General features: G+C 46.8%; 20 protein-coding genes and 1 pseudogene. 11 read left to right on the top strand and 10 right to left on the bottom strand.

What is annotated here, in order from left to right; translation table 11 throughout:
• Positions 1–92: 92 nt before the first annotated feature.
• From BR62_RS0103830 to BR62_RS0103820, 3 genes are read right to left on the bottom strand one after another with little or no spacing between them, the layout of a single operon-like run.
• The gene (locus BR62_RS0103830; RefSeq protein ID WP_007613612.1) at positions 93–1,877 is read right to left on the bottom strand and encodes an acyl-CoA dehydrogenase family protein; all 1,785 of its coding nucleotides are present in this window, start codon (positions 1,875–1,877) and stop codon (positions 93–95) included.
• Between the two features lie 18 nt (positions 1,878–1,895).
• Complete coding sequence (locus BR62_RS0103825) at positions 1,896–3,071, bottom strand: acetyl-CoA C-acetyltransferase (protein WP_003151841.1); 1,176 nt, start codon at positions 3,069–3,071, stop codon at positions 1,896–1,898.
• A 10-nt stretch (positions 3,072–3,081) separates the two neighbouring features.
• Positions 3,082–5,451: a 3-hydroxyacyl-CoA dehydrogenase/enoyl-CoA hydratase family protein gene (locus BR62_RS0103820; protein WP_032869735.1), complete on the bottom strand. Its 2,370-nt coding sequence runs from the start codon at positions 5,449–5,451 to the stop codon at positions 3,082–3,084.
• A 190-nt stretch (positions 5,452–5,641) separates the two neighbouring features.
• Between BR62_RS0103820 and BR62_RS19000 the strand changes: the two genes are divergently transcribed.
• Complete coding sequence (locus BR62_RS19000; RefSeq protein WP_003151836.1) at positions 5,642–5,782, top strand: YuzL family protein; 141 nt, start codon at positions 5,642–5,644, stop codon at positions 5,780–5,782.
• A 29-nt stretch (positions 5,783–5,811) separates the two neighbouring features.
• On the opposite strand, the gene BR62_RS0103810 is transcribed toward BR62_RS19000, so the two are convergent.
• Entirely contained in the window at positions 5,812–6,720 is a 909-nt protein-coding gene (locus BR62_RS0103810) for a proline dehydrogenase family protein (protein ID WP_032869733.1), read from the bottom strand.
• An 89-nt stretch (positions 6,721–6,809) separates the two neighbouring features.
• On the opposite strand from BR62_RS0103810, the gene BR62_RS0103805 reads away from it, so the two are divergent.
• From BR62_RS0103805 to BR62_RS0103790, 4 genes are all read left to right on the top strand, one after another.
• Positions 6,810–7,067 (top strand): hypothetical protein, encoded by a 258-nt coding sequence (locus BR62_RS0103805; RefSeq protein ID WP_003151832.1) that lies wholly within the window; start codon positions 6,810–6,812, stop codon positions 7,065–7,067.
• Positions 7,068–7,078: 11 nt separating this feature from the next.
• Positions 7,079–7,411: a spore coat protein gene (locus BR62_RS0103800; RefSeq protein WP_003151830.1), complete on the top strand. Its 333-nt coding sequence runs from the start codon at positions 7,079–7,081 to the stop codon at positions 7,409–7,411.
• 138 nt (positions 7,412–7,549) lie between these two features.
• Positions 7,550–8,011 carry a MarR family winged helix-turn-helix transcriptional regulator gene (locus BR62_RS0103795; RefSeq protein ID WP_003151828.1) on the top strand — a complete coding sequence of 154 codons (462 nt, stop codon included), beginning with the start codon at positions 7,550–7,552 and terminating at the stop codon, positions 8,009–8,011.
• A gap of 20 nt (positions 8,012–8,031) precedes the next feature.
• Complete coding sequence (locus BR62_RS0103790) at positions 8,032–9,627, top strand: MDR family MFS transporter (RefSeq protein WP_007410079.1); 1,596 nt, start codon at positions 8,032–8,034, stop codon at positions 9,625–9,627.
• Positions 9,628–9,741: 114 nt separating this feature from the next.
• Here the strand turns inward: BR62_RS0103790 and BR62_RS0103785 are convergent, their stop codons facing one another.
• Positions 9,742–10,629, bottom strand: a complete 888-nt coding sequence (locus BR62_RS0103785) for a LysR family transcriptional regulator (protein ID WP_007410078.1) — start codon at positions 10,627–10,629, stop codon at positions 9,742–9,744.
• A 121-nt stretch (positions 10,630–10,750) separates the two neighbouring features.
• On the opposite strand from BR62_RS0103785, the gene BR62_RS0103780 reads away from it, so the two are divergent.
• Positions 10,751–11,497, top strand: coding sequence for an acetoacetate decarboxylase (locus tag BR62_RS0103780; RefSeq protein ID WP_032869731.1), 747 nt, complete (start codon positions 10,751–10,753; stop codon positions 11,495–11,497).
• A 12-nt stretch (positions 11,498–11,509) separates the two neighbouring features.
• Entirely contained in the window at positions 11,510–12,550 is a 1,041-nt protein-coding gene (locus BR62_RS0103775) for a ketopantoate reductase family protein (RefSeq protein ID WP_032869729.1), read from the top strand.
• Positions 12,551–12,742: 192 nt separating this feature from the next.
• Here the strand turns inward: BR62_RS0103775 and BR62_RS0103765 are convergent.
• From BR62_RS0103765 to BR62_RS0103750, 4 genes and pseudogenes are all read right to left on the bottom strand, one after another.
• Positions 12,743–13,010 (bottom strand): annotated as a pseudogene (locus tag BR62_RS0103765) (YusU family protein).
• Between the two features lie 2 nt (positions 13,011–13,012).
• On the bottom strand, positions 13,013–13,837 hold the full coding sequence (locus BR62_RS0103760; protein WP_007410075.1) for an ABC transporter ATP-binding protein: 825 nt from the start codon (positions 13,835–13,837) through the stop codon (positions 13,013–13,015).
• Positions 13,838–13,992: 155 nt separating this feature from the next.
• Positions 13,993–14,430 (bottom strand): YusW family protein, encoded by a 438-nt coding sequence (locus tag BR62_RS0103755; RefSeq protein ID WP_032869725.1) that lies wholly within the window; start codon positions 14,428–14,430, stop codon positions 13,993–13,995.
• A 118-nt stretch (positions 14,431–14,548) separates the two neighbouring features.
• Positions 14,549–16,330, bottom strand: a complete 1,782-nt coding sequence (locus tag BR62_RS0103750; RefSeq protein ID WP_032869723.1) for a M3 family oligoendopeptidase — start codon at positions 16,328–16,330, stop codon at positions 14,549–14,551.
• 132 nt (positions 16,331–16,462) lie between these two features.
• Between BR62_RS0103750 and BR62_RS0103745 the strand changes: the two genes are divergently transcribed.
• Positions 16,463–17,305, top strand: a complete 843-nt coding sequence (locus BR62_RS0103745) for an oxidoreductase (RefSeq protein WP_012118400.1) — start codon at positions 16,463–16,465, stop codon at positions 17,303–17,305.
• Between the two features lie 89 nt (positions 17,306–17,394).
• Positions 17,395–17,859, top strand: coding sequence for a Dps family protein (locus BR62_RS0103740; protein ID WP_007410071.1), 465 nt, complete (start codon positions 17,395–17,397; stop codon positions 17,857–17,859).
• Positions 17,860–17,905: 46 nt separating this feature from the next.
• Here BR62_RS0103740 and BR62_RS0103735 read toward each other — a convergent pair whose 3' ends face one another.
• On the bottom strand, positions 17,906–19,267 hold the full coding sequence (locus BR62_RS0103735) for a S1C family serine protease (protein ID WP_007410070.1): 1,362 nt from the start codon (positions 19,265–19,267) through the stop codon (positions 17,906–17,908).
• A 276-nt stretch (positions 19,268–19,543) separates the two neighbouring features.
• Here BR62_RS0103735 and BR62_RS0103730 point away from each other — a divergent pair, with 276 nt between their 5' ends.
• Together BR62_RS0103730 and BR62_RS0103725 are read left to right on the top strand one after the other, a co-directional pair.
• Entirely contained in the window at positions 19,544–20,221 is a 678-nt protein-coding gene (locus tag BR62_RS0103730; protein WP_032869720.1) for a two-component system response regulator CssR, read from the top strand.
• Complete coding sequence (locus BR62_RS0103725) at positions 20,218–21,573, top strand: two-component system sensor histidine kinase CssS (protein ID WP_020956320.1); 1,356 nt, start codon at positions 20,218–20,220, stop codon at positions 21,571–21,573. Before BR62_RS0103730 ends, BR62_RS0103725 begins: the two co-directional genes overlap by 4 nt.
• Positions 21,574–21,599 lie beyond the last annotated feature (26 nt).

The following is a 21,599-nucleotide window of genomic DNA, read 5'->3' as shown; positions in this document are numbered from 1 at the left end:
ATCGTCGTTATTTTAACACAATCACTTGTAAAAACCTATAACGTTGCTTCATGAAAAAGCGCCCCTGATGAAGGAGCGCTTTCAGCATGTGATCAGACCGTATATTTTTCTTCACGGAAGACGGCGGCTGCCGCTTCACGTTTTTTCTGAATGAGGTTTTTCGGCGTCAGGCGCGTCAGTTTGCGCAGCACGGAAAGCATCATGCGGAGGGAATCTCCTTCCTCCATGGCGATCAGTGATTCTTTGGCGTGCGCTTCAATGTTCTGAAGGGCTTCCTGGGCAAAGATTTCCGTATATAACAGCTTCTGCGCGGCTTTTTCGGCACCGTCCGCCGCAATTGCTTTTTCCGTTCTGAGGACGGCTGATTCCAAAGCGTACAGCGCGCTGACAATATCGGCAATGTTCACCATGATTTCCTGCTCGCCTTCGATCTCTTTGCCGTATTTCTGCGCCGCGAGACCCGCTGTCAAGAGGGCGATCTTTTTCGCCTGTCTGACAATGTATTTTTCCTGTTCAAGAGGTTCTGAGCCCGGCTCTTCAGGCATCAGCATCATGAGTTCTTCTTGGAGCGCTTTTGCTTTTTCAAAGAGCGGCAGCTGACCTTTTACGGCTTTTTTCAGGAACGTGCTCGTTACGATCAGGCGATTGATTTCATTTGTGCCTTCAAAAATCCTGTTGATTCTTGAGTCGCGATAAGCGCGCTCCACTTCATATTCCTGCATAAATCCGTAACCGCCGTGAATTTGAACGCCTTCGTCGGCAATATAATCAAGCGTTTCAGAACCGCACATTTTGTTGAGCGAGCATTCAATCGCGTACTCGGCGATTGACTTCGCGACTTCGCGTCCGTCTTTTTGCTCCTCTTCCGTCAGTCTGCTCATATTATCTTCGAATAAGCCCACTGTTCTGTATACAGAGCTCTCCATCGCGTAAAGCCGAGCTGACATCGTCGCAAGCTTTTCCTGAGTGAGCGTGAAGCTTGAGATCGGCGTTTTAAATTGCCGGCGCTGGTTCGCATAAGCGGCAGACAGCTCAATCACCCGTTTTGAAGCGCCGATTGTGCCGACGGCAAGCTTGTAGCGCCCGATATTCAGAATATTAAAGGCGATGACATGTCCTTTTCCGATTTCGCCGAGAAGGTTTTCTTTCGGGACTTCCGCCTGATCTAAAATCAGCGTTCTTGTCGATGAACCCTTAATCCCCATTTTTTTCTCTTCCGGGCCCGTTGACACGCCCGGATAGTTCTTTTCTACGATAAATGCAGAAAACTTATCTCCGTCCACTTTAGCGTAGACGACAAAGACATCTGCAAAGGCGGAGTTTGTAATCCATTGCTTTTCTCCGTTAAGAATATAGTGTGTGCCCGCTTCATTCAAAACAGCCGTGGTTTTCGCTCCGAGGGCATCTGAACCTGAACCGGGCTCAGTTAAGGCGTATGCCGCGATTCTTTGTCCTGAAGCCAAGTCCGGCAAATAGGTTTTTTTCTGTTCTTCCGTTCCGAAGAACACGATCGGCAATGAGCCGATCCCGACGTGGGCGCCGTAAGATAGCGAAAAGCTGCCCGCACGTGAAAATTTTTCCGTAATGAAGGCTGAACTGATTTTATCCAGGCCGATTCCGCCGTACTCTTCAGGCACGTCTGCTCCGAGGAGGCCGAGATCTCCGGCTTTTTTCAGCAGTCTGACCGAATGCTCGAACTGATGGTTTTCAATTTCATCGATATAAGGAAGCACATCGTTTACGACATAGTCTTCTGTCGTTTTGCCGATCATTTTGTGTTCGTCTGTAAAGTCCTCCGGAGTGAATATTTGATCATATCCCGTCTCTTCAATCAGAAAGCTGCCGCCTTTTTTGACGTTGACCGTTTCCTGTTTCATGTTCGTTTCCCCCTTTTTTTAAATGAGTTCAAATACGCCGGCAGCGCCCATGCCGCCTCCGATGCACATCGTCACCACGCCGAATTGCTCGTTTCTCCGTTTCATTTCATGAATGAGTGACAGGGTCAGCTTCGTTCCGGTGCATCCGAGCGGATGTCCGAGGGCGATGGCGCCTCCGTTGACGTTCACCTTTTCTTCATCTATCCCAAGCGATCTGATGACTTGAATGGCCTGTGAAGCAAAGGCCTCATTCAATTCAAAAAGTCCGATATCCTGCAATTCGAGTCCGGCAAGCTTGAGCGCCCGCGGGATGGCTTCAATCGGACCGATCCCCATTACCTCAGGCGGAACGCCCCCTACGGCAAAGGAACGGAATTTGACAAGAGGCGCCAATCCGAGCGACGAAGCTTTTTCGCGATCCATCAGCATGACAGCCGCCGCGCCGTCACTTGTTTGTGAAGAGTTCCCGGCCGTCACGGTCCCCGTTTTAGAAAAAGCCGGGCGGAGCTTCGCCAAGACGTCAGCCGATGTGCCGGGACGAACGCCTTCATCTTGAGAAAAGGTAAATTGTTTTTTCCGCGGCTTATGGTCATCACCGACTTCTGTCAGCGATACTTCAACCGGCACGATTTCGTCATTGAATTTCCCTTCTTTAAGGGCTTTTGCGGCATTCTGATGGCTGCGGACGGCAAATGCATCCTGGTCTTCTCTGGATACGCCGTACGTTTCGGCGACCTGCTCCGCTGTGTGCCCCATGCTCATGTAATACTCAGGCGCATGCTCCGCCAAAGCGATATTCGGGCGGGTCACATGCCCCATCATCGGAACTTGCGACATGGATTCCGCACCGCCCGCAATGACTGTGTCACCCGCGCCGATCATGATTTTTTCAGCACCGTAAGCGATGGATTGGAGCCCGGAAGAGCAGTAGCGGTTCACCGTAATGGCCGGCACCGTATGAGGAAGCCCCGCCAGCGCACCGATATTCCGCGCCATATTTAATCCTTGTTCGGCTTCAGGTGTTGCACAGCCGATAATTAAGTCATCGATATTTCCTTCATATCCGCCTGCCCGTTTCAGCGTTTCTTTTACACAAAGCGCGCCTAAATCATCAGGACGAACGGCTGCAAGCGATCCTTTTTTCGCTTTACCGACCGGGGTTCTCGCACCGGCCACAATGACTGCTTCTCTCATAAACACCCTCCTAGTTCCGTAAAGGTTTGCCTTTGACGAGCATATGCTGCATTCTCGCTTGAGATTTCGCCTCGCCAGCGAGGCTTAAAAAGGCTTCTCTTTCAATCTCAAGTAAATATTCTTCTGAAACCTCCGTGCCGAACGGGACTCTTCCGCCGGCAATGACATGGGCCAGCTTCTTCGCAATCTTCATATCGTGATCGGATAAATAACCCGACCGTCTCATTTGGTCTGCTCCGAGCAGTAATGCCGCACATCCGGTTTCCCCGGTGACTTTCACTTTTTTGCGGGCAGGCGGGCGGTATCCGCTGTCATATAAGGAAGCAGCCAGCTGTTTCGCATCGTGCAGCAGGTGATCCTGATTCATGCTGATACGGTCTGCCGCGGACAAAATCTGCATATCACGGGCTTCGTGTGCCGAACCGGACACTTTGGCAAGCGCGATTGTTTCGAAGGTTTTAATCGCTGCGTCCATCAGTTCACTTCCGCCGTCCAAATAATTCATGTACAGCTCTTTGTTTCCTCCGCCGCCCGGAATAAGGCCGACGCCGGTTTCAACAAGACCCATATACGATTCGCTCGCCGCCTGAACGCGTGCCGCCGGGAGACAGACTTCCGTGCCGCCGCCGAGTGTCATCCCGAATGGCGCCGCGACAACGGGTTTAGCACTGTATTTGATGTTCAGCATCGTCTGCTGAAAACGGCGGATGACAAAATCGACTTCCATGAAATTATCATCCTGAGCTTCCATCAAAATCATCGCAAGGTTTGCCCCCGCGCAGAAATGTCTGCCTTGGTTTCCGATGACAAGACCTTTATAATTCCGCTCCGTTTCCTCAAGCGCATTGTCAATCATCTGAATAATGTCTAAGCCGATCGCGTTGCTTTTCGTATGAAATTCCAGCAGCGCGACATCATCGCCGAGATCAATCAGACTTGCGCCGCTGTTTTTAGTGATAACGCCTTTTGTTTCTTTTAACGTTTGCAGGCTGATCCGTTTCGGATTTTCTTTCACAGCCCTGTATTGGCCGTCTGAATAGTAAAATGGTGTTCCGTTTTCCTTCATATAAAATGTTTCATGGCCCTGATCAAGCATTTCTTTCACCCAGCCGGGGAGTGCTGCGCCTTCTTCTTCGAGCCGCTCCGCTGATTTTCTGACGCCGATGGCATCCCACATCTCAAACGGTCCGAGCTCCCATCCGAAACCCCATTTCATGGCGTCATCAATTGCTTTGATATCATCAGCGATCTCACCTAAAAGCCGGGCTGAGTATAAGAGTGTTTGCGATGTAATATTCCAAAGCAGGCGTCCGGCGCGGTCATCAGAGTATATAAGCGCTTTCATTTTGCCTTTGGCACCCTTTGCCTGTTTGGCGGCTTCTAAAGCGGGTGTCTTCATTTTCGAGCGCTCACCGTATGTCATGGTCAGCGGATCGAGTTCATATATTGTTTTACCTTCTTTTTTGTAAAAACCTTGGCCTGATTTGCTGCCCAGCCAATTGTTTTTCAGCATGTCATTCATAAATTCAGGAAGCTTAAACATGTCTTTTTCAGCGCCGTCGGCTTTATCATACACATTTTTTGCCACATGGGCGAAAGTATCAAGCCCCACAACGTCAAGGGTTCTGAAGGTCGCGCTTTTCGGTCTGCCGATCAAAGGCCCGGTCACCGTGTCCACCTCGCCGATGCGGCAGCCGGAAGAAAGCATTTCTCTTACCGTGACCAGCAGGCCGTACGTACCGATGCGGTTGGCGATAAAGTTAGGCGTGTCTTTTGCGATGACGACCCCTTTCCCGAGCGTGTTTTCTGCAAATGAAGTCATAAACTCCAGCACGTCAGGATCTGTTTCCTGAATCGGAATGATTTCCAGAAGCTTTAAGTAGCGGGCCGGATTAAAGAAATGGGTTCCTAAGAAATGAGCTTTAAAATCGGCAGATCGGCCTTCCGCCATTTTTGTGACGGAGATACCGGACGTATTGCTCGACACGATGCTTCCCGGTTTCCGGTATTCATCAACGAGTGAGAAAATCTGTTTTTTTACGTCAAGATTTTCGACGACGACTTCAATAATCCAATCAGCATCCTTCAATTGAGCTGCGTCATCTTCCAAATTCCCCGCCGTTATATAGTCGAGATTGGCAGCCGAAGTCAGCGGCGCCGGTTTTTGCTTCAGCAGCTTTTGCATGGCCGATCGGCTCAGCCTGCTGCGGACCTCCGGGCTTTCTAATGTCAGCCCTTTTTTCATCTCATCCTTTGTCAGCTCGTTTGGCACAATATCAAGCAGCAGGACGGGAATTCCGATGTTAGCCAAGTGCGCGGCAATTCCGGACCCCATGACGCCTGATCCGAGAACGGCTGCTTTCTTTATAAACTTGTGCATGAGTCATCCCCCTTGAACTTTGAATGAATAGTCATTCATTTTTTCGGCAAAAAAAATGAAACCCTTTTCTTCTTACATCTTAAAAGATTTTCAGGATGACTTCAATAGCAAATATGGAATTTTTTTAAATTTTTCTGCTTCCGCATGTTCCGTGGCGCGGGCGGGAAACTTAAACCCGGAGGTGAAGGGAATGGTGCGAGGGAGAAAAGATCCGTCTTCTGCCGCAGTGAGCGCGGCCAGCATGAAAGGAAATGCGGGACCGAAGCAAAAATACGGCGGCGGCAAACGGACGAGCCAAAATCAGCAATATAAAAAAGACAACATGGAATAACATGCTGCGGCTGCTTTTTGGAGCAGCCGTTATTTTTTGAAGATCCCTTTCAGCACAAATGCCGCATTTGCCGGGCGCTCGGCAATTCTTCTCATCAGGTACCCGTACCAATCGGTTCCGTACGGGACATACACCCTCATCCTGTATCCTTCTTCGGCAAGCTCCTTCTGGTGCTCCGTTCTGATGCCGTACAGCATTTGGAATTCAAACTGCTCCCGGGGAATCTGATGTTCGCTGATGAGTGTTTTCGTATAAGAAATGATGTCATCATCATGTGTCGCCACCGCCGTTTCATGGCCGCTCAAAAGCTGCAGCTTAATCAGCTGCTGAAAATGAAGATCGGTTGCTTTTTTATCAGGGAATGCAACGGCCGCCGATTCTTTATAAGCGCCTTTTACAAGCCTGAGCCGCGGCTTGTATGGCATCAGACCGCTGATGTCTTCAGCTGCGCGGTACAAATAAGCCTGAATGACGGTGCCGAGCATCGGGAAATCCGGCTTGCACCGCTTATACAGCTCAAGCGTACGGCCGCATCTTGAATAGTCCTCCATATCAATCGTTACAGGCACGCCGCGTTCTTTTGCCTCCGTCAATATGTCTCTGACATGCTGTTCCGCAAGTTTCTCGGAAATATCCAGACCGATGGATGTTAATTTCAGCGACAGCTCACAATCCAGTTGATTCTCGGCAATCGCCCTGATTGCTTTTTTACATTCTTCCGCCGTCCTTTTCGCATCCTTCTCTGAACCCGCATATTCACCTAGATAATCAATCGAAGCCGACAGCCCTTTTTGGTTCAGCCGCTTTACCGTTTTCACAGCTTCCGTGAGTGTTTCCCCTGCAACGAACCTTCCCGCACCGAAGCGGATTCCGTAAGCCTGGGCGAATTTTGTAAGCATTTTATTTTTCGACAAAAATAAACATATGCTCCGCAGCAAGGATGAACTCCCTCCTTTTTCTTTTATTCGTGTATGAAATCCCGATCGCAGAGAAAGCTAAAAAGAACAGAATTGAAGGAGGCGTTTATATGAACAATCAAGAGCAGCACGGAAACTTGCCGCCTGCCGTCATCTCAACGAAAGACCATTTGTATCTTGAGGACATGCTGAACTGGAATCTGCTTGCCATGAAAAAAGCGCATTTTATGGCGGAACACTGCCAGAATCAGACGTTAAAACAAGAGCTTGATCAGATCGGCCGGATGCATGAGAAGCATTATCAGCACATATTAGGCCGCTTGAACCCCGATCAAGGCGGACAGACAACAACAGGCTATATGCAATAGGAGGACAATACATGGAACAGCAAAACCAAAAAATCACGAATCCGCAAACGCCCGTGCCCAATACGGCGCAAATGAATGACAGAGACTTGGTGAATGAGCTGCTGACGACGGAAAAATACATCACGGCTTCATATTGCACAGCCCTGCACGAGTTCAGCCACGAGTCTCTTTATCAAGATATTCAGGCGATTTTCGATGAGTCACAAAAAGCGCAAAGAAGATTATACGATGTGATGTTTCAAAATGGCTGGTATTCCATTGAAGCAGCCGATACCCAAAAGCTTCAGCAATCGTATCAGAAGTTCCGGCAGACCATTCAGCAGCAGTCTCCCTACCAGCAGTAAAACGAAGAAGGGTTTGATGTTTTCGACAAGCATCAATCCTTTTTTTATTTTTGCACAAAAAGATTGACTTGTCATTAATCCTTATTTATATTTAACTAATGTTAATTATTTTCTCGAGGAACAAGATGAGGAGGAGTTATGAAAAACGCGGATCAATATGTGTCTGACATCCAGAAATCTCTTCAGACGCTGCTGCAAAACATACAGCCTGAAATGGTGGAAAGTATGGCAAAACACGAGGTGACGCCTGCCCAATTATTTGTTTTAGCCAGCCTGAAAAAACACGGGAGCTGCAAAGTTTCCGAAATTGCGGAACGCATGGAGGTAAAGCCGAGCGCAGTGACGCTGATGGCCGACCGCCTCGAACAAAAAGGACTTATCGTCCGCAAACATAACCAGCAGGACAGACGCGTCATCGACATCAGCCTCACCAAAAAAGGCGAAACAAAATTCGAAGATGTTGTGGAAGGACGGAAAGCGATACTGGCGCGAAACCTATCCGTTCTGACTGACGATGAACTGATTCAGTCCGTGAACATCATCCGCAAAGTAGCGGAAGCCGCCGAGAAATACGCGGCTGATCAAAAAGAAAACGAATAGAAAAGAGGAGCTGCCGAAACATGAGCATTGAAAAGAAAGATCCAAAACGCACATTATTAATAACCGGCTTAATTATCGCCATGTTTTTCTCAGCCCTTGACGGCACCATCGTAGGAACGGCGATTCCTAAAATCGTGGGTGACCTCGGGGGATTAAGCATGATGACGTGGCTGACCACGGCATATCTTTTAACTTCGACGACGATCGTTCCGATTGCGGGGAAACTTGCAGATTTATTGGGGCGTCGCGTCGTCTATGTATCAGGTTTATTGATTTTTATGGGAGCTTCCGCACTGTGCGGAATGGCCAGCAACATGACGGAACTGATTATTTTCCGCGGACTTCAGGGAATCGGCGGCGGTGTCATGATGCCGATGGCTATGATCGTCATCGGGGATTTGTTCACAGGGAAACAGCGTGCCAAGTTCCAAGGGCTTTTCGGAGCGATTTACGGGCTTGCTTCCGTGATCGGCCCGCAAATCGGGGGCTGGATTGTTGACTCATTAAATTGGAAATGGGTTTTCTACATCAACCTGCCTGTCGGAATTTTAGCCGTGATCTTTATCGCAAGAGGACTTCAAGGCAGAAAACAGACCGGGCCGATTAACTTTGACATCGCCGGCATTTTCACAATGATCGTCGGAATCGTCAGCCTCCTCCTCGCGCTCAGCTTCGGAGGAAAGGATTACGCATGGGGCTCTTGGCAGATTCTCGGTCTCTTTGCGCTTGCACTTGCCGGGATTGTCGGATTCATTTTCGCTGAAATCAAAGCAAAAGAACCGATTCTGCCGATGTACCTGTTTAAAAACAGAACGTTTACCGTACTGAATCTGATCGGCTTTTTCATGAGTATCGGCATGTTCGGCGCCGTTACGTTCGTTCCTTTCTTTATGCAGGGAATTATCGGAGTCAGCGCCACCGCGTCCGGCACGATTATGACGCCGATGATGGTATCTATGATTATCACAAGTATTATCGGAGGCCAGTTGGTTTATAAGATCGGTATTAAACCGCAAATCATGATCGGCATGCTGATCATGGCCGTCGGCTTCTTCTTATTAACGACTTTGCAGCTGGATACAAGCAAGCTCGCGGCTACATGCTATATGGCCGTGATCGGTCTGGGAATGGGGCTCGTCATGCCGCTTCTCACACTCGCTCTGCAAGAAACGTTTTCAAAAGAAGAGCTGGGTGTTGTGACCTCTTCAAGCCAATTTTTCCGGATGATCGGGGGAACGTTCGGCATTACGGTGCTCGGCGCTGTCATGAATGCCAGATCAGGAAGCCTTTTAACCGACAGACTGGTGCCTTACTTAGACTCACTCCCGAAACAGGCAAGTGCCTTTGCCGCCCAGTTTAAAGGTATGATTGACAAGAATCCTGAAGGGCTGCTTCAATCCTTGTTCAGCCAGGAATCGATTAAGCAGATTCCGGCCGCATTTTCTTCCCATATCGTGCCGGTTTTGAAAACGTCACTGATGGATTCGCTTCACAGCGTGTTTTTCACAGGCCTGGCCTTTATCGCTGCCGGATTGATCCTCACGCTGTTTGTTAAATCAATTAAGCTGACAAATAAAAAGACAGGCAAACAAGAAGAAAAGGCGAAAGCCGTTTAACAAAGAAAAATCCCGCGGATGCCGCGGGATTTTTTTATATCATCTGGGAATGACCAGTCTTCCGCCTCATTGGAAATGGGGGGTGAAAATTCAAAAAAATAGTGATGGAATTCTTTAATAAACCTTAAACATTTCATAGTTATCTTTATAGTACGACATAATAAAGTCACGAAAATTTCTTACCGAAGAAGATAATAGCTTATGTCTCATCCAAGATAAGCCGACTGGATATGAAGCAGAGTGATCAGTCACTTTTATAAAATTCAGCCCCAATGTTCTGCAAACTGAAATAGGAAGCAACGCCACACCTTGATCCAGCTTTATAATCTCGACCAGTAAATGAGAATCTGCCTCAAATGCAATATTTGGGGTGAAACCAGCTTTCTCACAAAGCGAGGCTGTGAAACCTCTATACTCTTCATTATTAGCAAGGGTAATAAATGGTTCATCGGCGACAAGACGTAAAGAAATTTCTGTTTTACCCGTAAATCGGTGGTTTGAGGGCAAAGCCAGAACGATATCTTCATTTACCAGCACACAACTCTCTATCTCTTCATCTTGAATCGGATGACCTGTTATTCCTAAATCAATGTCCCCTTTTTTTAAACTTGTTATGATCTCGCTTTTAACTCCGATTGCTTGGAGAATTTTTGATTGAGGAGAGCGGTTGATATATTCACTCATCAGTCCTGCAAGGAATCTTGGATTGGAAATAGATATTCTGATGGTGTCAGAAATTTGATGTTCCTCCAATTGAATTTCCGTTTGTGCATTTTCAATCTCAGTAAAAATCCTGTTTACATGTTTTAAAAGAATTTTCCCTGCTGAACTCAGCTTAATATTTCTGCCTTTTCTCTCAAACAAGGTTGTTCCCAGTTCATTCTCAAGTCTTTTTATAGTGAGACTTAAAGAAGGCTGGGCAATCTTTAATTGTTCTGCCGCTTTAGAGATATGTTCAGTATAGGCAACTGTCTGAAAGTATTTTAGCTGCAGCAATTCCATCTGTCTGCACCCCCCTCATTTATTTCAATAAATATATATATACCTTATTATGTATTGGATTAAATGTAAATGCGAATGTAAGATAATAGCATAGTTAAAGAAAAGGAAAGGGTGTCATTCAATGAAAATTGATGTGAAAGATATAGCAAAAAATTTAAATACGCCACTAACAGCCCCTGCTTATCCTATCCCAAATTATAAATTTGTTAACCGTGAATATTTAAATATTATTTACCGAACGGATGAAAAAGCTTTACGTGCGGCAGTGCCGGAACCTCTTGAAATTACTGAACCTTTAGTGAAATTCGAAGTCATGTGGATGCCCGATGTTTCCGGACTTGGTGCCTATACAGAGGCAGGACAAGTCATCCCTGTCAGCTTTAATGGTGAAGAAGGAGATTATGTACATTCTATGTATGTTGACAATTTCCCGGCTATTGCAAGCGGACGGGAACTTACTGCATATCCAAAGAAATTGGGTGCCCCTAAGCTGTATATAGACTCTGATACTCTTGTCGGCACATTAGATTATGGCAGTCTTCGTGTGGCAACTGCGACTATGGGATATAAACATTTCGAAATGGATAAGGAAAAAGCGAAAAGGGAAATTTGCCGACCTAATTTTATGGTTAAGATTGCCACTGATTACAATGGTGATTTAAGGGTTTGTGATTTGGTGCGGACGCAAATAACGAATATAGAAGTTAAAGGTGCCTGGACTGGACCGGCGCGGCTTCAATTATTTGAACATGCTCTGGCACCTCTTGCAGATTTGCCTGTATTAGAAGTCGTTTCAGCATCTCATATTATTACGGATTTAACCTTAAATGCAGCACAGCCGGTTTATAACTACTTAGAGGAAAAATAAGGAGCGTTGACAATGAGAATTGCAGTTTTAGGAGCAGGTTCTTTAGGAACCATTGTTGGAGCATATCTGTCTGCTGGCGGAATGGATGTCGAATTGATTGATTCATACAAAGAACATGTAGATACCTTAAATCAAATAGGTGCTAAAGTAGTTGGTACAACGGAATTTCAAGCAAAGGTGAAAGCTATCACCCCTGAAAACAAATCAGGAAAGTATGATTTAATATTACTTCTGACGAAACAATTATATAATGACTCCATCCTTAAAGAGTTACTGCCTTTTTTAAAGGATGACAGTGTAGTATGTTCCTTGCAAAACGGTATACCTGAACAGAAAGTTGCTTCGATCGTTGGTGATGAACGTGTTATTGCAGGTTCTGTTGAATTTGGTGCTACGTTTATTGAGCCGGGCGTATCCAGACTTACAACTGAGTATACTCAATTTAAAGAGTACGCTTTTCAAATTGGAGAATTACATGGTGAAACAACAGAAAGAATCCAGCGTATTAAATCGGTTTTAGACCTTATCGGCGGAACACATATTTCCGATAATTTAGTTGGAACGAAGTGGTCAAAATTACTTATCAATAATGCATTCAGTGGTTTATCGGCAGCATTAAACGGAGAATACGGAGACATTCTTGACCATGAAATCGGCATTGTTAGTGCAGTCCATATCGCAGATGAGACGATTAAGGTTGGACACGCCAATGGTGTCAAATTTGCGAAAATGGGCGGCCTTGATTTAGAATCTTTGGAATTAAGAAGTGAAAATGATATTCCTGAACGTATCCAAACTTTTAGGTCAGCCATGGCACCATCTAGGCTGCTAAGAGCAAGTATGCTCCAGGATCTTGAGAAAAAACGCAAAACTGAAATTGATTATATTAATGGAGTTATTCCCAAAATGGCAGAAGGTACTGGCATTTCAACACCTTTTCATGATTTGGTTGTAGCACAAGTCAAATGTGCCGAGGAATCTCAAACAGTGCCCAATTTTGATACAAATATAAAAGCATTTGAAGAGTTATTACGTAGCCGAAAGGAAATGTGATATATAGGAAAGAGAGAAAGGGATTGCTGCGGCGGTCCTTTTTTCTTGGTTCAGCAAGCGGAAGAAATATACGTAAACAAACGGGTGCATTAGTTATATTAAAGTTCTTCGCCTATGAATTGAACGAAGCCTTTATTGATTCCTTTTCAGAAAAAAAGCTTCCGGCACCTCTCTTTGATGCCGAAAGCTTTTTTATTGTTTTTTTCTGTGTGCTTCATTGAGCTGTTTAATATGCTGTATCGCAGCTTTGATGCCCTCTTTGGCGTCCGGGTAGGATTGATTCCAATGTTTGACGAGCGGAGGCATGCTTTTTGCGATATGTGTATACAAAATCCACTGCCTGACTTCTTCCTTTACATCCGGGTTTGTTTCGCCAAGCAATAGTTCCGTGTATTTCTCAAGCAGGCCGTCCAGCTGCTGCTGCAGTTTCTCTTCCATACCGTTCCCTTCCCTTTTTCATGATTATGACAATCGGGCGGTGAGGGCCGCTTCCTGCACGATACATCTGCCGCGTCCGTGCGGAATGCAAAGCGGCGTGCCGAACAGCGGGTCTTGCGTTACCTGGCAGTTCATCGCAAAGACCTGCTGTACAAGCTCGCAAGTGATGACTTCTTCGGGACGGCCCTCTGCGTAAATCTGTTTATCCTTAATGGCGACCAGATAATGGGCATAACGGCATGCCAGATTGAGGTCGTGCAGCACCATGACGATTGTGCGTTTTTCTTTTTCATTTAATTCAAACAGCAAATCAAGAATTTCAATTTGATGCGTCATGTCGAGATAGGTTGTCGGCTCGTCAAGCAGAATGATATCCGTATCCTGAGCGAGTGTCATCGCAATCCATGCGCGCTGGCGCTGTCCGCCTGACAAGGAATCCACCGGACGGTCGGCCATTTCCTCAAGCTTCGTCGCTTTAAGCGCTTTTGCCACTGCGTCTTCGTCCTCTTTGGACCATTGCTTCAGCCAGCTTTGATAAGGGTATCTTCCCTGCTTCACAAGCTGATGCACCGTCAGGCCTTCGGGAGCTGACGGACTCTGCGGCAAAATAGCGAGCTCTCTTGCCACTTCCTTCGTCGGAAGCTTAGCGATGGCTTTTCCTTCTAAAAGCACAGTACCGCCCCTCGGTTTCATCAGCCGGGCCAATGAACGTAAAAGCGTCGATTTTCCGCAGCCGTTGCTTCCGATCAATACAGTGATTTCGCCTTTTGGAATCGCGACATCCAATTCGTCAATGATAACAGTCTCTCCGTACCCTAAGCTCAGCGTCTCTGTAGAAATTGCACTCATACCGCTAACCGCTCCTTTTTTGAGTTTCCCAACACTATGTATATAAACAAATTGCCTAAACATTCAACGTGAGATCATGATTATATTGTAACAGAAATTAATGACTCTGAATATCATTATCAATTAGTTTTGGGCAAAAAAGCAGCGGACGGCGGTTATTTTTTTATTTCCGTCATTTCTCCATCATTCTTTTTCAGTTTCAGATAAAAATGGTCATAGCGGCTGTCCAAATTAAAAGCCGAGAGCACCTGCCTGACGACCTCACTTTCCTTCATCCGGCTGTTTACGGCAAGTTCTCCAAGGATCATCTTCATTTCATCAAGCGCTTCCTCGCCCTCTCTGTGAACCCCTGAGAGCTTGTCCCGGATGTCAGCCTTTTCATGACCGCCTTTTCTCTCATACAAACCTTCATAGCGGTTATGCTCTCCGGCTCCGTAGCTGACGCGAAGGGCAAAGCTGCTGTAAGGAACCGGCTTCGCGGATGACACGGGTGTGCTGTCTTGTTCCGCTTCCCGTTTTTCTTCATTCAATCGGCAGCCGGCAATCAGCATCAGCGTAAGACATAAAACGCCCGCCGTTCTGATCCATTTCATGCGATTCACTCCCATTCCATTCCGATCGTTTTTAGGTATTTCCAAGGGAGGCGGCTGTCATTCATTAAACAAAAAAGAACCGGAGCGGTAACACTCCGGCCGGTTCATCTCCAGATTATCATTCAGTCAGCTCTAAAAATTCCTGCACATCCTGTACGGCAAGGCGGACCGCGTCTTCCCAAAACGACCGTTCCGTCAGATCCGCTCCAAGGTGCTTCATCGCCAAATCCTCAACAGTCATCGAAGCCGTGTCACACAAAAGCGCGATATATTTTTCTTCAAAATCCGCTTTTTCCCGAAGAGCTCTTGCATATATTCCAAGCGAAAATAAATAACCGAACGTATACGGAAAGTTGTAAAACGGCACTCCCGTAATATGAAAATGCAGTTTTGACGCCCAGAAATGAGGGTGGTATTCCCCTAATGAATCGCAAAATGCTTCTTTCTGCGCCGCTTCCATCAGTTCATTCAGTTTCTCAGCCGGAACGACGCCCTGCTTGCGCTCTTCATAAAAACGCGTTTCAAATAAAAATCTCGCATGAATATTCATAAACATGGCTACGCTTCTTTGAATTTTATCTTCAAGCAAGAACACCTTTTCATCCTTTGTCTCCGCTTGTTTCAAAGCGGCGTCGGCGACGATCATTTCCGCAAAGGTCGAGGCTGTTTCAGCGACATTCATAGCGTAGGCTCTGTTCAGCTGCCGCACTTGAAGCATGGCCTCCTGATGGAACGCGTGACCGAGCTCATGCGCCAGCGTCGATACATTCGAAGCGCTTCCGGAAAACGTCATAAAAATCCGGGATTCTCCGCTGTCGGGAAAGCTGGTGCAGAAACCGCCGACCCGTTTGCCGCTGCGGTCTTCCGCTTCTATCCACCGATCACGGAACGCTTTTTCCGTAAATGCGGACAGCTTTTTGCCAAACGTCGAAAATTGGCTGACAATCAGATTGGCCGCTTCATCATATGTGTATTCTTTCGGAGCCTCGCCGATCGGCGCGTCCACATCATACCAGTTCAGCCGCTCAAGCCCTAAAAGAGACGCCTTTCGATTCAGGTATTCGGCAAAAGGCTTTTTATGATCGGTAATGACCCGCCACATGACATCCAGCGTTTCTTTTTTCATCCGGTTGATCGCAAGCGGCTCTTCCAAAGCGCTTTTCCAGCCCCGCGCTTTATAGATTTCCGTGCGGAAGCCGGCCAGATGGTTCAGCGTGCTGCCGAAAAGCTCCTCTTCTCCTTTCCACGCTTCATTAAGCTCTTTGAACACTTGATGTCTGATGCGGCGATCCGGGTGCGCCATCATATTTTCCGCTTGGCCGACCGACAGCTCTTTATCCTCAAATGGAATCTTCATTCTGCCGACAGCCGCATTATACAAGTCGCCCCATGCGTGATAGCCGTCAACGGCCAGGCCTTCAATCAGCCTTTCTTCTGAAGCGCTGAGCTTCTCTTTGACCCGGTCTCTTCTCTCATTTAAAACATATGTGAGATCCTGAAGTTCCGGTTTTTGCAGCAGCTCCTCCCAGACCGGCTCGTCAATCCGGGCAAGTGTATCGTCAAGGGTGACCAGAGCGGATTTAAAATCACTGCTCAGCTGATTGATCCGCGCCCTCCATTCATTCGCTTTCTGATCATGAGTGTTCTGAGCCTGAAGACAGCCGACGAACGCTCCCGCCTGCCTGATCATGATCGCTGACCGTTCAAACCTATCAATCAGATTGATCATCTCCCGGCTTTCATCCGCATGCGTCGGAACCGTAAACGCTTCAACCGCATGTTGAAAAGCGCTTAGATGCTTTTTGAGCTCTTGTATGTATTGCTGAAACTCTTCCGACCGGCTCCCGCCCTCAAAAATGGAGTTTAAATCCCATGTTTCCTTCAATCCCTCTAATGCCATCTTTTCTTTACCCCTTTCTATCCGAAGCTGACTCCATTATAAAACAATTCTGACATATTTCCGAACGATTTCTCCTTCTTTCCGCGAGATGTTATACACTATGAGATAAGAACAAACGGGGAGGATTATAAGATGAACAGAAAAATTGCCATTGTAACCGGCGCGACGAGCGGATTCGGGCTGCTGACAGCGCTGAAGCTCGCCCGGTCTTATCACGTCATCGCAACAGCCAGACAGCCGGAGAAAGCTGAAATACTGAAAGAGGCCGCCGCTCAAGCGGGTGCATCCGAACATGTTACGGTCGTTTCTTTAGATGTGACAAATGAGCAGTCGGTGTCTGACTTCGGGAACACCATCAGCGGTTTCGGACCGATTGACCTGCTCGTCAATAACGCCGGCACTGCGTACGGGGGGTTTATTGACGATGTGCTGATGGAACATTACAGACAGCAGTATGAATCAAATGTATTCGGTCTGATTCACGTCACAAAAACCGTGCTGCCTTATATGCGAAAACATAGCGGGGCGAAAATCTTCAATATCAGCAGTATCAGCGGACTGACCGGTTTCCCGGCTCTATCTCCGTATGTCTCTTCCAAATTCGCGGTTGAAGGGTTTACAGAGAGCCTGCGCCTCGAACTGCTGCCTTTAGGAATTGATGCCGCTTTAATAGAACCGGGCTCCTACAAAACATCTATATGGGAAACGTCTCTCTCCAATCATCTTACGGCACCCGGCAAAGATTCGCCTTATTACCGCTATTATCAGCAAATAGAAGCTTACTTCAAAGCCAACGCATCCAAAAGCGGCGATCCTGATGACGTAGCGGAGCTGATTTATCAATTGGCACAAAGGAAACGGCTGAAGAAACTGCGGTATCCGATCGGCAGGGGCGTTAAGCTGACATTGGCTTTCCGCTCACTCTTTCCGTGGTCCGCCTGGGAATCGATTATAAAGAAAAAGCTGTTCACTTAAACCTAAATTATAATTATTATAATTTAGTATTGATTTTTATTTAATATGTGATATAATTAAATTATCAGATCACAGGGAGGACGATGAATATGAATACACAAAACGCGAAAAAAACTGAAACTCTTGTTGAGAAATCAATGAACACACAATTATCAAACTGGTTTATCCTTTACTCTAAACTGCACCGCTTCCATTGGTATGTAAAAGGCCCTCATTTCTTTACGCTTCATGAAAAATTTGAAGAGCTATATAACGAAGCGGCGGAAACGGCGGATGCCATCGCAGAGCGACTTCTGGCCATCGGCGGACAGCCTGCGGCGACTTTACACACTTACCTTGAACAAGCTTCCATTACGGATGAAGGCCAGGAAAAAACGGCTTCTGAAATGGTGGAATCACTGGTTCAAGACTATAAACAAATCAGCCGCGAATCAAAATTTGTCATCGGCATCGCCGAGGAACAAAATGACCCGTCAACTGCCGACCTGTTTGTCGGATTAGTTGAAGAAGCGGACAAGCATGTGTGGATGCTGTCAGCCTACTTGGGAGAATGACGAAAAAAGCTGAACCTCAGTTGAAGGTTCAGCTTTTTTTATGCGTTCAGCTTGCGCTTTCGGTTTGTTTCGTTAATGTGACGTTCAGCGTCTTTTTGCTTCCGTTTCTGAGAACTTGAACAGTCGTTTTATCGCCGATTTTCAGCTGGTTATATAAGATCTGTCTGATATCGGCGCTGCTGCCGACATCTTTGCCGTTCAATTGTACAATGACGTCATTTGATTTGATGCCCGCTTTCGCAGCCGGTGAGCCGGATTGCACTTCTTTTACGTAAACACCCTTAGACAGCTGGTCGCCGAACAGTCCGAGCGTGTTTTCCTGATAAGTTTCCGGCACTTGCGCCATGTCAATCATCTGCACACCTAAAAATGGGCGCTCGACTTTTCCTTTTGCAAGCAGCTGGTCGACTATCGGTTCTACATCATTGCTCGGAATGGCAAAGCCGAGTGACTCCACGCCGTTTTCACTGACTTTCATGCTGTTGATCCCGATAACTTGGCCGCTTGAGTTGATTAACGGGCCGCCGCTGTTTCCGGGGTTAATCGCCGCATCCGTCTGAATCACGTTCATTTCCACCGTGCCTTGGGATGTATCGGCGTCTACCGTTCTGTTCAGCCCGCTGATGACACCTTGTGTGACGGTGCCGGAAAACTGCTGGCCGAGCGGGTTGCCGATGGCAATCACTTTATCGGCAATGCGGAGCTTGGAGGAATCCCCGAAGCTGGCCGCTTTTTTGACATTGGACGAGCTGATTTCCAATACAGCCAAGTCACTGATGGCATCCTTTCCGACAAGCTTTGCCGTTTCGGTTTTCCCATTGTAAAGAGTGACCGACAGTTTGTTCGCACCTTCTACGACATGGTTGTTTGTAATGATGTACGCTTTTTCGCCGTCTTTTTTGAAGATGACGCCTGACCCCGTGCCGCTCTCCGTTTCAGAGCTTGAACCGCCGTCAAGTCCGAACTGGCTGCTTTGCGAAGCTTGGTAGTTGGACACTCCGACAATCGCGGGCTCCAAGTCTTCCACCATATCCGCTACGCTTGAGGTATTTTTCAAAGGCGTTGACGTAAAATTCGAAGACTGAACTTGTTTCGTATCAGAAACGGCTTCTGTCTTATGCTGCTCACCCGGCAGGTTCGGCACAATGCCAAGCACGAGGCCGCCGCCGATAATGCCGCCTAAAATCGGGCTCAGCCAAGCGGCTCTCCGTTTTTTTTCTTTTTTCACGGCAGCCGTTTTTTCAAATTCCGTACCGGCCGCCGTCTCGTTTTCCGCTTCTTTCGAGACGGGCCCTTCGAGCAGCTCGGGCTCCTGATGGCTGATCTGCTGCTGTTCATTTCTGTTTTGTTCCGTATGTGAAAGATCTGACTGATCGCGGCTTCTGCCGTCATCTCGATGATCATTCATATTCACGCACACTCCTTCAGCATGTTTTCATTCTATCGATTACATATTCATCGCATGTACAAGTTCTATTGTCCCAATAATAAGGAGAAAAGCAAAGCTCCAAAACAAAATGTGTTTGAACATGTTATCTTCCCCGCTTTTTTTCTTCCTTTCTTCCCTTATACACATCATAAACAAACATTGTGGGATAAAAATGAAAAGAATATGTGAAATTATGAAAATGCGGCTTGAGTATGTTAAAACTAGTATAATGACGTTGAAAGGATGTGAAATGCCTTGTCATACACCATTTATCTAGTTGAAGATGAGGATAACCTGAATGAACTGCTCACAAAATATTTAGAGAATGAAGGCTGGAACATTACATCTTTCACAAAAGGCGAAGATGCCAGAAAGCAGATGCAGCCGTCTCCCCACTTGTGGATTCTTGACATCATGCTTCCGGATACGGACGGCTATACATTGATAAAAGAAATAAAAGAAAAAGATCCCGATGTGCCGGTTATTTTCATTTCCGCGCGGGATGCCGATATTGACAGAGTCCTCGGGTTAGAGCTTGGAAGCAATGATTATATCGCCAAGCCTTTTTTGCCGAGAGAACTTATTATACGGGTCCAGAAGCTGCTCGAGCTCGTGTATAAAGAACAACCCGCCGCAAAGAAAACCGGCATCACCGTTTCTTCCTACAATGTGATCGAAGATGCCCGAGAGGTTTATGATGAAACCGGCAGCCTGGTCAATTTGACGTCTAAGGAATTTGATCTGCTGCTTTTATTTCTTCACCATAAAGGACACCCCTTTTCCAGAGAAGATATCCTGCTGAATATATGGGGCCATGATTATTTCGGCACTGACCGGGTGGTCGATGATCTTGTGCGGAGGCTGCGGAAAAAAATGCCCGGGTTAAAGGTTGAAACCATTTACGGATTCGGCTACAGGATGATGACGTCATGAAAAATAAGCCGCTTGCTTTTCAAATATGGGTGGTCATCTCAGGCATCCTCTTAGCCATTTCGATTCTGCTTCTCGTGCTGTTCTCAAATACGCTGCGTAATTTTTTCACGGATGAAACGTATACGACCATTGAAAATGAACAGCATGTACTGACGGAGTACCGGCTGCCCGGATCGATCGAGCGGGGATATTACAGCGAGGATGCGACCGCGCCGACGACTTTCCGATCCGTTCAGCACGTTCTTCTGCCGGAACGGGAGGAGTCGGCCAGTGACAAAGACTTGAACTACTTTTCTTCTTCCTTTATCCATAAGGTGTACAAGCTCGCGGGCCGCCAGCACAGCGTCACGAAACGATACAGCGCGGACATCAGCGGTGAAAAAGTGTTTTTCGTCATTAAAAAAGGCCTCACCATTAACGGCCAGGATGCGATGATGCTGTCTTACGCCCTTGATTCTTATCGTGATGATCTGGCATTCACCCTGTTCAAGCAGCTGCTCTTTATCATTGCCGGCGTGATTTTGTTAAGCTGGATTCCGGCGATTTGGCTTGCCAAATATCTCTCGCGCCCGCTCGTTTCCTTAGAGAAGCATGTCAAACGGATTTCAAAACAGGATTGGGATGATCCGGTCATCGTCGACAGAAAAGACGAAATCGGAAAATTAGGCCATACCATTGAAGACATGCGGAGCAAGCTGGTGCAAAAAGACGAAACGGAAAGAACGCTCCTGCAAAATATCTCTCATGATTTAAAAACGCCTGTCATGGTGATAAGGGGCTATACTCAATCAATAAAGGACGGGATTTTTCCTAAGGGGGATCTGGAAACCACAATTGATGTCATTGAAGGCGAAGCAGAAAAACTTGAGAAGAAAATTAAGGATTTATTATATTTAACGAAGCTTGATTATTTAATGAAGCAGCGGGTGCACCATGAGACATTTGACATTGTGAAGGTCACGGAAGAAGTCATTGAACGGCTCAAATGGGCCCGGAAGGAATTATCGTGGACCGTTGATACAGAAGATGCATTAATGATGCCCGGTGATCCGGAACAATGGAGCAAACTTCTTGAAAACATTCTCGAAAATCAAATCCGCTATGCAGAAACGGCGATTCACATTCGGATCAGCCAAAATCAGCAGCAGATTGTCATGACGGTTGAAAATGACGGGCCTCCGATTGAGGATGAGATGCTATCCAGCTTGTACGAGCCTTTTAATAAAGGGAAGAAAGGCGAGTTCGGCATAGGACTCAGCATCGTAAAACGGATTTTAACCTTGCATAAAGCATCAATTTCAATTGAAAATGACCAATCGGGTGTAATCTACCGAATTATCATACCAAAGTAGACTGTAGTGTTCCATTGCAGTCTTTT

It is taken from the genome of Bacillus sp. UNC69MF, from assembly GCF_000746035.1.
In the GTDB taxonomy this organism is placed as follows: Bacteria; Bacillota; Bacilli; order Bacillales; family Bacillaceae; genus Bacillus; species Bacillus velezensis.
The sequence above is the reverse complement of the archived record's forward strand: the minus strand, read 5'-3'. Positions and strand labels throughout refer to the sequence as shown.